The 12,549-nt window shown below is 66.4% G+C and carries 13 protein-coding genes, 1 pseudogene and 1 riboswitch; of the genes and pseudogenes, 4 read left to right on the plus strand and 10 right to left on the minus strand.

The features are described from left to right. Positions 1-13: 13 nt before the first annotated feature. A complete protein-coding gene (locus Pph01_RS14695; protein ID WP_204073636.1) occupies positions 14-568 on the minus strand; it encodes a PIN domain-containing protein in 555 nt (184 codons plus the stop codon). Positions 569-570: 2 nt separating this feature from the next. Beyond that, complete coding sequence (locus tag Pph01_RS14700) at positions 571-1,026, minus strand: excisionase family DNA-binding protein (RefSeq protein ID WP_239116698.1); 456 nt, start codon at positions 1,024-1,026, stop codon at positions 571-573. A gap of 430 nt (positions 1,027-1,456) precedes the next feature. Continuing rightward, positions 1,457-1,615, plus strand: a riboswitch (cyclic di-AMP (ydaO/yuaA leader). A gap of 231 nt (positions 1,616-1,846) precedes the next feature. On the opposite strand from Pph01_RS14700, the gene Pph01_RS14705 reads away from it, so the two are divergent. Together Pph01_RS14705 and Pph01_RS14710 are read left to right on the plus strand one after the other, a co-directional pair. After that, positions 1,847-2,257: a C40 family peptidase gene (locus tag Pph01_RS14705; RefSeq protein WP_204073637.1), complete on the plus strand. Its 411-nt coding sequence runs from the start codon at positions 1,847-1,849 to the stop codon at positions 2,255-2,257. Positions 2,258-2,464: 207 nt separating this feature from the next. Further along, entirely contained in the window at positions 2,465-2,641 is a 177-nt protein-coding gene (locus tag Pph01_RS14710; protein ID WP_204073638.1) for a globin family protein, read from the plus strand. A gap of 396 nt (positions 2,642-3,037) precedes the next feature. On the opposite strand, the pseudogene Pph01_RS43830 reads toward Pph01_RS14710, so the two are convergent. From Pph01_RS43830 to msrA, 4 genes and pseudogenes are all read right to left on the minus strand, one after another. Next, a pseudogene (locus Pph01_RS43830) lies at positions 3,038-3,135 on the minus strand (peptide-methionine (S)-S-oxide reductase MsrA); the annotation flags it as partial. Positions 3,136-3,174: 39 nt separating this feature from the next. Then, positions 3,175-3,597 (minus strand): type II toxin-antitoxin system VapC family toxin, encoded by a 423-nt coding sequence (locus Pph01_RS14715; RefSeq protein WP_204073639.1) that lies wholly within the window; start codon positions 3,595-3,597, stop codon positions 3,175-3,177. Continuing rightward, positions 3,594-3,824 carry a hypothetical protein gene (locus Pph01_RS14720; RefSeq protein ID WP_204073640.1) on the minus strand — a complete coding sequence of 77 codons (231 nt, stop codon included), beginning with the start codon at positions 3,822-3,824 and terminating at the stop codon, positions 3,594-3,596. Before Pph01_RS14720 ends, Pph01_RS14715 begins: the two co-directional genes overlap by 4 nt. Positions 3,825-3,944: 120 nt before the next feature. Beyond that, positions 3,945-4,607 (minus strand): peptide-methionine (S)-S-oxide reductase MsrA, encoded by a 663-nt coding sequence (gene msrA, locus Pph01_RS14725; protein ID WP_204073641.1) that lies wholly within the window; start codon positions 4,605-4,607, stop codon positions 3,945-3,947. Positions 4,608-4,739: 132 nt separating this feature from the next. Between msrA and rarD the strand changes: the two genes are divergently transcribed. Both rarD and Pph01_RS14735 read left to right on the plus strand, forming a co-directional pair. Then, positions 4,740-5,651, plus strand: a complete 912-nt coding sequence (gene rarD, locus Pph01_RS14730; protein ID WP_204073642.1) for an EamA family transporter RarD — start codon at positions 4,740-4,742, stop codon at positions 5,649-5,651. A gap of 80 nt (positions 5,652-5,731) precedes the next feature. After that, entirely contained in the window at positions 5,732-6,568 is an 837-nt protein-coding gene (locus tag Pph01_RS14735; RefSeq protein ID WP_204073643.1) for an LLM class flavin-dependent oxidoreductase, read from the plus strand. A 15-nt stretch (positions 6,569-6,583) separates the two neighbouring features. Here Pph01_RS14735 and Pph01_RS14740 read toward each other — a convergent pair whose 3' ends face one another. The 4 genes from Pph01_RS14740 to nuoL are packed head-to-tail and all read right to left on the minus strand — an operon-like array spanning position 6,584 to position 12,488. Beyond that, positions 6,584-7,579: a polyprenyl synthetase family protein gene (locus Pph01_RS14740; RefSeq protein ID WP_204073644.1), complete on the minus strand. Its 996-nt coding sequence runs from the start codon at positions 7,577-7,579 to the stop codon at positions 6,584-6,586. A 12-nt stretch (positions 7,580-7,591) separates the two neighbouring features. After that, complete coding sequence (gene nuoN / locus Pph01_RS14745) at positions 7,592-9,145, minus strand: NADH-quinone oxidoreductase subunit NuoN (protein WP_204073645.1); 1,554 nt, start codon at positions 9,143-9,145, stop codon at positions 7,592-7,594. Beyond that, the gene (locus tag Pph01_RS14750; RefSeq protein ID WP_204073646.1) at positions 9,142-10,647 is read right to left on the minus strand and encodes an NADH-quinone oxidoreductase subunit M; all 1,506 of its coding nucleotides are present in this window, start codon (positions 10,645-10,647) and stop codon (positions 9,142-9,144) included. Before Pph01_RS14750 ends, nuoN begins: the two co-directional genes overlap by 4 nt. Then, positions 10,647-12,488 carry an NADH-quinone oxidoreductase subunit L gene (gene nuoL, locus Pph01_RS14755; protein ID WP_204073789.1) on the minus strand — a complete coding sequence of 614 codons (1,842 nt, stop codon included), beginning with the start codon at positions 12,486-12,488 and terminating at the stop codon, positions 10,647-10,649. Before nuoL ends, Pph01_RS14750 begins: the two co-directional genes overlap by 1 nt. Between the last annotated feature and the right edge of the window lie 61 nt (positions 12,489-12,549).

Consider the following 12,549-nt stretch of genomic DNA (forward strand, 5'->3'; position numbering starts at 1 on the left):
CCCCGGCGACCGCCTAACCAGCCCGAAGCGCAGCGACCGACTCGACGAGGCCGACTTTCTCCAAAGCGTCGAGCACATCGTCCACGATCTCCGGCGGGCTGATACGTGAGTCCGCGATCTGCTGCACACAAGCCCAGACGACTCGTCCGTCAAGGTCGATCTGGTCCAGCACGAAGTCATCAGGAGACCTTGCCTCAATGTCCCAGGACGCCAGATGTTCTGGAGGAAAGTCCCTGAGGTTAGAAGTGACGATGATCTGTGCCCTCGCTTTGATCGCCGCAGCAAGAACGTGCCGGTCGTCTGCGTCTGGAAGTTTCAGTCCCTCAACAAGCGGCTCGTATCCCTCTACCAGGCAATCCCGGACAGCGGAGTTCATAAGGATGCGGAGCTTGCCCAGCTTCTCTTCCGGGATGTCAGGACGATTGGCCGCAAGGTTACGCTGCATTTCGTCGAGGATCCTGTTGGTCCACTTGGCCTGGAGTCGTCCCGTCATAGCCATGCGAATGAGCAGGTCGCGGAGTGTGTTGCCATAGAGCACATTCGCGTCGTAGACCACCACGAAGCCCATGCTCAGATGCCCAGCTCTTCGCCTAGCACGGCAAGTTGGTCGGCAGCTGTACGCCGCTTGGCGTCATCGCGGCGCCTGTACTCCTGAAGATCCTCGTACGTGATGCGCCGATGCTTGCCGATCAAGCGGAAGGGGATTTCCCCAGCCTCCAGAAGCTTGATCAGATAGGGGCGCGAGACGTTCAGCATGTCCGCTGCCTGCTGTGTCGTGAGCTCAGCATGAGAGGGGATGACCGTTACGCCTCGCCCTTCGGCCGCCTGGGCAAGAATGAAGGCGAGGAGACTCACGGCTTCGCGGGGCAAGACCAACGGGTCCTCGCCCCCATGCTCGCCGGCGACTTGAATGGTCGACCGCTCGGGATACCGCATGAGGTAGTCCTTGATCCGGCGCACGGCGCGACCAGCTATCTCGGCATCGATGCTCCCGGGCTGAACCCGCTTGGCCTGGACGTCAGTCACCGCTAATACCTCCTATTTGCAGTATCCGCAACAAACGAAATAAACGCAAGCGCCGATGGGACACCTTCGCCGCGACAGACGGTTGGTAGCAACGAGCTGTCGCCGCCCCGGCAGCTCGCCATGCCGGTCGGCACACCGCACCTGTGCGTATAGAACTCCACTCGTGGCGAGGAAGAGGCTCTCCGAGTGCATGTGACGAGCATCACATTCGCAGCCAAGAGGTGCCCTGACCTGCAATTTTGCACCGCCTGATCCTTTTTGGGCGATCTTTACCGTTTCACACCCTTTGCGGCGATATGCGTAAATTTGGTACTTTCCTTGCCCCGCAGCGGCGTCCCCGTGGCGCCGCTATCGCGGAACCCGGCCAGCCGGCCGTGCTTGAAATGAACACCACTGTCACCGTCGCCACGTCCTCTCCGCCCCCCTAGGCGCCGGTGATCTGCCGAATCCGTGCAGCAAGGACGCACGGAGCCGGGGAACCAGTCGACCTTCGATGAAGGTCTGGGGTGAATCGGCGCGCCAAGCGCCGTAGGGCAACTTCCCTGCCCGAATCCGTCAGCTAACCCGGTAGGCGCAAGCGGAAGACCCCAAGGAGACCCCCCTGTCTACCAACCCCACCACCCTGTTCCGCATTGCCTGCGTCGCGCTCAGCAGCGCCGCGCTCACTGCCTCTATAGGGGCATCCAGCGCACTGCCTGCGGCCGCCGATTCGGGGACAGCGACAGTCACACCCCCGGCATCGACGGTCATCCCACCTGAGCCCGCCGCACCACCCGTTGCGGAGGCCACCCCGAACACCTACAAGGCTCTCGTGGCGCTTATGGCGGAAGCCTCCGCGACCATGAAGCCCACCAAGTCCGCTCTCCAGCAGGCGAAGGCCAAGCGCGCCATCGAGGTGGCGAGAAATCAACTCGGCGATCCCTACGTGTGGGGCGCCACGGGCCCAGGGGCGTTCGACTGCTCGGGGCTGGTCCAGTTCGCCTGGCGCAAGGCCGGCGTCGCACTCCCCCGCACGACGTGGTCGATGCTCAGCGCCGTCAAGAAGAAGGTCTCCCTATCGCATCTCGAGCCTGGCGACCTCATCTTCACCGACAGCGGCGGCCATGTGGGCATGTACTTAGGCCACGACAAGGTGATCGCCGCCCCCCATACCGGTGCGGTGGTCAGGATCGACAGCCTCAGCGGTTACTGGAGCAGCAGCTTCGTCGCCGCCGTGCGCCCCGGCGTCTGACTCTGGGACGCCATGAAGACATCCTCTCGGCGGAGATGTCCTGGCGTGTGCCGCCGCCGGGGCGTCTCTGCCGAGGGATGACCAGATGGCCCTCAATCGGGGGCCGGCGGGCCGGGTGAGTAGCGGTTCACTCCTGGCCATAATTCCTGCACACCCGAGCCGTTGAAGAGCCGGGCCTCCTGACTGACCGCCCCTTACATTTGAAGCATGGCGTTCGACGACGAGACCCCGCGTGATTCAGAGGCACTCGACGAGGTGCAGCTTCCGCGGCACCTCGTCGCACTGGTCGGCGCGCTCCAAGGGCCGTCGGACCTCGGCGCCCGCCACAACCACTACCTCACTTATCCTCACCACGAGGAACCAGGCGGAGCGGCCACAGCGTGATCCTCTGCGACACGGGACCCCTTGTCACCTGCTCTCGTATGCAGTTCGGCGTGGCAGTTCCGCCCTTTCTACCGAGTTCTGCGCGGCAATCGCCGATGACGAACTCCGGGTGATCGAGGTAACACCACACGACTATCGTCGAATGTCCGAATTGCTCTCGGCTTAGGCGTCACTGCGGCTCCAAGCGGTCGACGCCTGCGTGATCGCCTTGGCCGAGCGCTTCGACCTTCGCGAAGTCGCGACACTTGATCAGCGGGACTATTTAGTCGTTGCCCCTCGTCACCTACCCAAGGGACAACGATCTTGCCCGGCGACTGATCAGTCGCCGAAACGGCTCTGGCCCTCGATCGCGGGCCAGCAAGCCGGGTGATCGAGGGCCAGAGATGCTCGGAGAGGTTACGCCTCGCCGGTGGTCAGGCCGACCGGGCAGGCGACGCCCGTTCCGCCGATTCCGCAGTATCCGTTGGGACCTTGTACAGGTACTGCTGGTGATAGGCCTTCCCCCGGCGCAATAAATCTCCTGAGGTCATCGCTTAAGCGGGCAAGAGAACGAATGCGGGCACATGGGCCGGCCGCACCACCGAGAAGTCCCTCGCATCAAGGGTGAGCACCTCAGGGATCCGGAGGCGCTCCGCGATAGCGACCACCGACGCGTCAGCGGATCCGAGCGGAAGATCGGAATAGCGCTCAACCAAACTGGCAATACGCAATAGGTCCGTCTCGGTCAACTCGATCAGCGTGAAGATCCCGGCCTCCAGCGAACGCAGGAAGCCGGCCTCCACCTTGGGACTGCCGAGCTTCCCGAGCATGTAACACGCTTCCGCCGCTACAAAGCTTGGAACGAGAAGCTCGCGCCGGTCCTGATGGAGCCGCTGGAAGACCGTCGTGCAGGCTCGATGCTTACGATCGTTGGCGATTGCGGCAGCAACGATCGGACCGGTGTCGACGACGATCACGCTTCACGACCGTACCCCTCGCGCAAGATCTCCTCAGTGCGTTCGGCGATATCGTCGTGCTCCGTGGTGATCGACCCGAACCAGGCGGGTGGCCAACTCTCACCCTGTGCGCCGTCCGAAGAATGGACCAGACGAAGCGTGTGGGCGCGCACCTCTCGCAGCTGGTCAGGCGTCAACTGGTCGACCAGCCTGTGCATGTCCTCGTACTCTTCGGGAGCGGCGGTCATGGCACGAGTGTACGCCGAGGACCCCAGAGGTCACTGGCCCGCGCCCACCCTGAACAGCCATGAGTGCGAGGAACCGGCGTCATTCCTCGAACGCCGGTTCCTTCCTAAGTGCAACAGACCTCACGCCTCGCCGGTGGTCAGGCCGACCGGGCAGGCGACGCCCGTTCCGCCGATTCCGCAGTATCCGTTGGGGACCTTGTACAGGTACTGCTGGTGGTAGTCCTCGGCGAAGTAGAACTCGCCGGCAGGGGCGATCTCGGTGGTGATCTGGCCGTACCCGGCCTTGGTCAGCACGTCCTGGTACGCGTCCTTGGACGCCTGAGCCGCCTTCGCCTGCTCAGGACCGTGGGTGTAGATGACCGACCGGTACTGCGTGCCGACGTCGTTCCCCTGGCGCATCCCCTGGGTCGGGTCGTGCTCCTCCCAGAAGACCTTGAGGAGCTCCTCGTAGGAGACCTTGGACGGGTCGAACACCACCCTGACGACCTCGGCGTGCCCGGTCATCCCGGTACATACCTCCTCGTAGGAGGGATTCGTGGTGTATCCACCCTCGTATCCGACCGACGTGGACACGACCCCCGGCGTCTGCCAGAACTTGCGCTCCGCTCCCCAGAAGCAGCCCAGTCCGAACTCCACGATCTCCGTGCCGTCCGGGTACGGCGCCGCCAGCGGCGCGTCCAGCACCACGTGGCGTCCGGCCACCGGCATCGCCGCAGAACGGCCTGGCAGCGCCTCCGAGGGGTCCACCATCGATGTCTTGTTCCGGCCGAAGAGCCAGCCCATGTCGAACCTCCATCCGCTCTGACTGTCCCAACCAGACAGGGGGTCGCGTTGTTCCTGCCGTAAGCAGCCCTTAAGAACCGGACATAGAAATACTTATTTGTATTAAATCCTAGTGTCAGCAAAAATTGGGACATGCATGAAGAGCGCCGGGGGATCCTGTACGGCATCGCCGCTTATGTCATGTGGGGCCTCTTTCCGCTCTACTGGCCGCTGCTGAAGCCGTCCGGCGCCGTCGAGATTCTGGCCCACCGGATGGTCTGGTCCCTTGTCGCAGTGGTCGCGGTGCTGGCCGTCAGGCGCCACTGGACGTGGTTGCGCACGCTGACCCGCCGCCAGTTCGTCCTGCTCACCGTCGCCGCCATCACGATCTCCATCAACTGGGGCACCTACATCTACGCCGTCAACAGCGGGCACGTGGTGGAAGGCGCTCTCGGCTACTTCATCAACCCCCTCGTCAGCGTGCTCTTCGGCGTCCTCATCTTCCGCGAACGCCTGCGCCCGTGGCAGTGGGCCGCCGTGGGGCTCGGCGGGGCGTCCGTAATCATCCTCGCCATCGACTACGGCCGTCTCCCCTGGATCGCCATCGTCCTCGCGATGAGCTTCGGCACATACGGCCTGGTCAAGAAGTCGGCGCAGGTCGGCAGCGCCGAAAGCCTGACCGTCGAGACGCTCGTGCTCCTCGTCCCCGCACTCGTCTACCTGACCGTCCTCGAGGTGAACGGCACCGCCACGTTCGGCCATCACGGTCTCGGGCACGCGGCGCTCCTCGTGGGCGCGGGCGTCGTCACCGCCGTCCCGCTGCTGGCCTTCACCGCCTCGGCGATCCGGGTCCCGCTCACCGTCATCGGGGTGCTCCAGTACATCGCGCCGGTCCTGCAGTTCCTCTGCGGCGTGCTGATCGCCCACGAGACCATGCCCGCGAGCCGGTGGGTCGGATTCACCGTCGTGTGGCTCGCGCTCGCCGTCTTCACCTGGGACGGCTTCCGCGCCGCCCGGGCCACCCGCCGCCAGGCCCGTACGGCTCCCGCCCTCGAGACCGTCTGACGCCGTACGCCCTGGGGAGTAGGAATTTCGTCTCCCCCGAACCGACGACGCAACGGCCGCATCCGGCGAGGATCGGCCTCATGACCAAGCATTTCCGTTTCGGCGTCGTGGCGGGCTTCGCGCCGGACGCCCAGAGCTGGACGGGCCTCGCACGTCAGGCCGAGGATCTCGGCTATTCGACCCTCCTCGTGCCCGACACGCTCGGCACCCTGCCCCCGCTCCTCGCCCTCGCCGCGGCTGCCGGCGCGACCACCACGCTGCGCCTGAGCACGTTCGTGCTGAGCGTGCCCTACCGCCGCCCCCGGCAGCTCGCGTGGGAGTTGGCCGGGCTCGACTTCCTCTCAGGAGGCAGGCTCGATCTCGGGATCGGAACCGGACGCGCCGACGCTCGTGCCGACACCGAGTTCCTCGGCATGCCGTACGGCTCAGCCGGGGAACGCCTCTCCCAGGTGGAGGAGCTGATCACCGAGGTCCGCACGGCGTTCGGCGGATCCGCGCGGTTCACCGGGGCGGTGCAGAAGGAGGGGCCTCCCGTCCTGCTGGCCGCGGCCGGGGAACGCATGCTCACCCTCGCCGCCAGAGAGGCCGACATCGTCACGTTCGCCCTCCATCCGGCGACCGCTCCGCACGCCCTCCACCGGCCACTCGCCGTCCTCGAGGAGAAGGCGGGTGACCGGTTCGGCGAGATCGAGCTGAGCAGCAACGTCCACCTGGTCGGCTCGGATCCGCCGCCGTGGCTGCGGCCGTTGCTCCACGGGGCGGGGCCCGGCTCGCTGGCCGTGCTGGACGGCTCGCCCCGCGAGATGGCCGACACGCTGCTGCGCCGCCGCGACGAGTTCGGGATCTCCTACGTCACCGTCAACGGCGTCTTCGCCCAGGCGTTCGCCCCGGTCGTCGAGCTCCTCGCCGGCCGCTGACCGGTTCCAGGATGATCAGCCGGACCGCTCGACCACGTAGTCGCACAGGGCCAGAAGAGCCGCCCGCGCCGGGATGTCAGGCAGCCCGGCCAGGGCGGCCTTGGCGCGGTCGGTCCACCTGATGAGCTCCTTGCGGGCCTGCTCCATGGCCGGGTTGCTCCGCAGGAGCGTCAGCGTCTCCTCGACGTCCTCCTCCCGCACGGCGCCGGACAGCAGCGTGCGCAGCCGGGCGTCCGCCGGGTCCTCGGAGGCCAGCGCGTAGAGGACGGGAAGAGTGCGGACGCCCTCGCGCAGGTCGGTTCCCGGGGTCTTCCCCGAGTCGGAGGTGGGCGCCGCCACGTCGATGAGGTCGTCTCCGAGCTGCCAGGCCACGCCGATGGCCTCACAGGCGTCGGTCAGCCGCTCGACCACCTCCGGCGGGGCGCCGGACAGCAGGGCCCCGAACTGGCCCGAGGTGGCGATCAGCGACCCGGTCTTGTCGGTCAGCACCTGGATGTAGTGCGAGACGGGGTCGGTCCCTTCGGCCGGACCGAGGGTCTCCTGGATCTGGCCCCGCACCAGGCGGGAGAAGGTGCGCGCCTGGATCCGGATGAGCTCGGTTCCCAGGTCGGCGAGGATCTCCGACGCCTGGGCGAAGAGATAGTCGCCGGTCAGAATCGCGATGGTGTTGTCCCACCGGGCGTTGGCCGAGGGGGTGCCCCGGCGTACGGGCGCCTCGTCCATGACGTCGTCGTGGTACAGGGTGGCCAGGTGAGTCAGTTCGATCACGACGGCCCCGGCCACCACGCCGGGGGCGTCGGGATTGCCGAACTGCGCGGCCAGGAGCATCAACGTGGCGCGGAAACGCTTGCCGCCCGCCTCGATGAGATGCTTGGACGCCTCCGTGACGAAGGCGTCCTCGCTCTCGACGGACGACCGGAGCATCTTCTCCACTGCCGCCAGCCCGTTAGCAAGGTCCACGGCCAGCTGCTCGTCGATCTGAGGGATGTCCACAACGGGCGGCGCGGCCATAGAACAGGGCTCCTAACGGATGAACAACGACTGAGCAGCGTTCTGCGCCAGGTGGAGCACAGGCTGCGGGTAGACCCCCAGGAATACGGTAGCCAATACGGCCACGCCGACCACAGCCGCGGTACCCCGCGACGGCAGTACGACCGACGGGCCGTCGGCGGAGGGGTCACTGAAGAACATGAGCACGATGACGCGGACGTAGAAGAACGCCGCCACCGCGGACGCCACCACGCCGACGATCACCAACGGCAGCGCTCCGCCTGACACGGCCGCCTGGAAGACGGCGTACTTCCCGAAGAAACCGCTGGTCAGCGGAATCCCGGCGAAGGCGAGCAGGAAGAAGGCGAAGATGCCGGCGAGCAGCGGCGACCGCTTGCCGAGCCCCGCCCATCGGGACAGGTGCCAGGCCTCGCCACCCGCGTCACGGACCATGGTGACCACCGCGAAGGCGCCCACCGTCGTGAATCCGTAGGCCACGAGGTAGAAGAGGATCGCCGACAGGGCCTTGGAGTTCTGCCCGGCCGCCGCACCGGTCGCGACCACGCCGACCAGCAGGAAGCCGCCGTGGGCGATCGACGAGTAGGCCAGCATCCGCTTGATGTCGGTCTGCGTGATCGCGAGGACGGCGCCCACGACCATTGTGAGAATCGCCACAGCCCACAGAATCGGGCTCCAGTCCCAGTCGAGACCGCCCAGAGCCACCCAGAACACCCGCAGCAGCGCGCCGAACGCGGCCACCAGGGTGCCCGAGGCCATCAGCGCGGTGATCGGAGTCGGGGCTCCCTGGTAGACGTCCGGCTTCCAGGCCTGGAACGGCGCGGCACCGATCTTGAACAGCAGGCCGACGCCGAGCATGGCGACACCGATGAAGAGCAGGGTCTCCTGGCCGCCGACGACGGCCAGAGCCGAGCTGATCTTCGCGAGGTCGATCGAACCGGCGTAGCCGTACAGCAGGGCCGTGCCGTACAGGAAGAAGGCCGACGAGAACGCGCCGAGCAGGAAGTACTTGACCGCGGCCTCCTGCGAGAGCAGCCGGCGGCGGCGCGCCAGGCCACAGAGCAGGTACAGCGGCAGGGACATGACCTCCAGGGCCACGAACATGACCAGCAGGTCGTTGGCTGCGGGGAAGAGCAGCATTCCGCCGACCGCGAAGAGCGCCAGCGGGTAGACCTCGGTGTGGCCGGCCCCCTCGTGCAGGGCCTGCTCCTCCTCAGCCGATCCCGGAACGGCCGCCGCCGCGGCGACGAAGTGGTCCTCGTCGTTGATCAGCAGGACGCTCACGAAGGCGAGCACCAAGATGGTGCCCCAGATGAACAACGACGGCCCGTCCACGGCGACCGCGCCCATGGCGGCGGGCTCGGTCGGGACGCCCTTGACCACTTGCCAGATGGTCAGCGCGAACGCGCCGGCCAGCGACAGCAGGGTGATCGGCACGTGGATCGCCGAGCGCAGGTATCGCGGAGCGAACGCCTCCACGAGCACGCCCACGATCGCCGCGCCGAAGACGACCAGCATCGGTGCAAGCTGGGCGTACTCAATGGTCGGCGCTGGGATGGTGCCGTTCACTGGGCCTCCTTGGCAACTTGTACGGCAGGGGCCGGGTCGGTCGCCGGAACACTGGACAGCGTGTTCTTGACCGCGGGATGGATCACGTCGAGCAGGGGCTTGGGATAGAACCCGAACACCAGCAGCAACGCGACCAGAGGCGCGACGACCCACTTCTCGCGCGCGTTGAGGTCAGGCAGATGCTTGACGGACTCGGCCGTCGGCCCGTTCATCGTCCGCTGGTACATCCACAGGATGTAGATCGCGGCCAGGATGACGCCGGTCGTCGCGATGACGGCGGGCACGAGGTACTTCTCGTACGTGCCGACCAGCACCATGAACTCGCTGACGAAGGTGCTCAGACCGGGCAGCGACAGGCTGGACAGTCCGGCCACGAGGAACGTCCCCGCGAGCACCGGCGCGACCTTCTGCACGCCTCCGTAGTCGGCGATGAACTGGGAACCCCGGCGCTGGATCAGGAAGCCGGCGATCAGGAAGAGCGCACCGGTCGAGAAGCCGTGGTTGACCATGTAGAGGGTCGCCCCGGCGCCGGCGTTCGTCGTCATGGCGAACACGCCGAGCGCGATGAAGCCGAAGTGCGAGACCGACGTATAGGCGATGAGCCGCTTCATGTCGGTCTGCCCGATCGCCACGATCGCGCCGTAGACGATTCCGATCACCGACAGCGTGATCACCAGCGGCGTGAAGTACTTCGACGCGTCGGGGAACAGCTCCAGGCAGAAGCGGAGCATGCCGTACGTGCCGACCTTGTCCAGGACGCCGACCAGCAGAACCGCGGCGCCGGCCGGGGCCTGGGCCGCCGCGTCGGGCAGCCAGGTGTGGAACGGCCAGAGCGGAGCCTTGATCGCGAAGGCGATGAAGAAGCCGAGGAACAGCCACTTCTGCGTGTTCACGTCCTGGATGGTCCCGACGAGGTCGGGGAACATGAAGGTGTTCTTCCCGGCGATCGAGTAGAGCGCGATCACCGCGACCAGCATCAGGAGCCCGCCGAACAGCGAGTACAGCAGGAACTTCACGGCCGCGTAGGACCGCTGGGCGCCGCCGTACGACCCGATCATGAAGTACATCGGGATCAGCATGGCTTCGAAGAAGACGTAGAAGAGGAAGACGTCGGTCGACGCGAAGACGCCGATCATCATCGCCTCGAGCACGAGCATCAACGAGAAGTACGTCCGGACCGACCGCTTGCCGGCCTCGGCGTCATGCCAGGAGGCGAGCACCACGATCGGCACCAGCACGACCGAGAGCAGGATCAGCACCAGGGCGATGCCGTCGACGCCCACCGCGTAGTGGACCCCGAAGTCGGGGATCCAGTCGTACTTCTCGACGAACTGGAACTTGTCGCCGTTGGGGCTGAACTGGACGGCCATCGCGACGGCCAGAGCCAGCACGATGAGCGACACCCCGAGCGTGAACTGCTTGGCGAGCTTGTCGTTGCGGACAAGAGTCACGCCCAGCGCGCCCAGCACGGACACGCCCATCAGGATTGAGAGCCAGGGCATCACAGGTTCCCTACGACGAACCAGGCGCCGACCAGGACGGCGGCACCGACGAATATCGACAACGCGTACGACCGGACGTAGCCGGTCTGGATCCTGCGCAACCGGCCGGACGAGCCGCCGATGAGGGCGGCCAGGCTGTTGACCAGGCCGTCGACCCCACGGTTGTCGAAGAAGACCGCCAGGCGGGTGAGCCACTGGCCCGGCCGCATGAGCAGCGCCTCGTTCAGCGCGTCGCCGTACAGGTCACGACGGGCGAACGCGGTGAGGAACGAGCCGCGGGGAGCCACCACGGGCACCTCGGCGGAGCCGTACCTCATCCAGGCGAACACCGCGCCGACGGCGACCAGGGCGAGCGTGGCGAGTCCGGTCGTGCTGAACGGGTGGAAGGAGGGCAGTTCCTCCGGCTGTCCGACAGCGGGCGACAGGAAGATCATGAACCGGTTGCCCAGGACCAGGAACGCACCCAGGACGACCGCGCCGATCGACAGGATGATCAGCGGCCAGGTCATGACGGCCGGCGACTCGTGCGGGTGGGCGTCATCCTCCCAGCGCTTCTTGCCGAAGAAGGTCATGAAGACCAGGCGCGACATGTAGAAGCCGGTGATGCCCGCGCCCAGGACGGCGAGCCAGCCTAGGATCGCGTTGTGCTCCATCGCGGTCTCGATGATGCCGTCCTTGGTGAAGTAACCGGACAGCAGCGGGAACCCGATGATCGCCAGGTATCCGATGAGGAAGGTCACGAAGGTGATCGGCATGACCTTTCGAAGGCCGCCGTACTTCCTCATGTTCACCTCGTCGTTCATGGCGTGCATGACCGATCCGGCGCCGAGGAACATGTCGGCCTTGAAGAAGCCGTGCGTGATCAGGTGGGCGATCGCGAAGGCGTAACCCGCCGGGCCGATGCCCGCGGCGAGCATCATGTAGCCGATCTGCGACATGGTCGATCCGGCCAGGGCCTTCTTGATGTCGTCCTTCGCGGTACCGATGATCGCACCGGCGAGGAGCGTGGCCACGCCGACGATCGTGACGACGAGCTGCGCGGTGTCGGTGGCCTGGAAGATCGGGCCGGACCGCACCACCAGGTAGACGCCCGCGGTGACCATCGTGGCCGCGTGGATGAGGGCGGAGACCGGGGTCGGGCCCTCCATGGCGTCCAGGAGCCAGGACTGCAGCGGAAGCTGCGCCGACTTGCCGCAGGCACCGAGCAGGAGCAGCAGCCCGATGGCCGTGAACGGGATCGACCCGCCCTTCGCGATGCCTTCCGCCACGCCCTGGTACGACAGGGAGTGGAACGTCGCGAAGATCGTGAAGAGGCCGATCGCCAGGCCGAAGTCGCCGACCCGGTTGACGATGAAGGCCTTCTTGGCCGCCGTCGCCGCGGTGGGCTTGTGCTGCCAGAACCCGATGAGCAGGTACGACGCGAGGCCCACGCCCTCCCACCCGACGTACAGGCCGAGGTAGTTGTCGGCCAGCACGAGCACGAGCATCGCCGCGACGAACAGGTTCAGGTAGGCGAAGAACCTACGCCGGGCCGGGTCGTGCGCCATGTAGCCGATCGAGTAGATGTGGATCAGCGATCCGACGAAGGTGATCAGCAGGCAGAACGAGATCGACAGAGGGTCGATCAGCAGTCCCACCTTGGCGATGCCGGGAATGAGGTCGTAGAGCTCGACTCCCCTGCGGCGCTCGCCGGGCGCGAAGCCCAGCAGCTGGATGAAGGCCAGTGCCGCCACGACGAACGACGCGACGGACATGGCGACGCCGAGCAGATGACCGAACTTGTCGGTCCTCCGCCCGCCCAGCAGGAGAACGGCCGCTCCCAACAGGGGCAGAGCGATCATCAGCCAGGAGGCCCCGATCACTCCGCCGGAGTGCTGGATGATCTCAGCGGGTTCCACGGCC

The sequence above is a fragment of the Planotetraspora phitsanulokensis genome (genome assembly GCF_016863295.1).
Classification (GTDB): domain Bacteria; phylum Actinomycetota; class Actinomycetes; order Streptosporangiales; family Streptosporangiaceae; genus Planotetraspora; species Planotetraspora phitsanulokensis.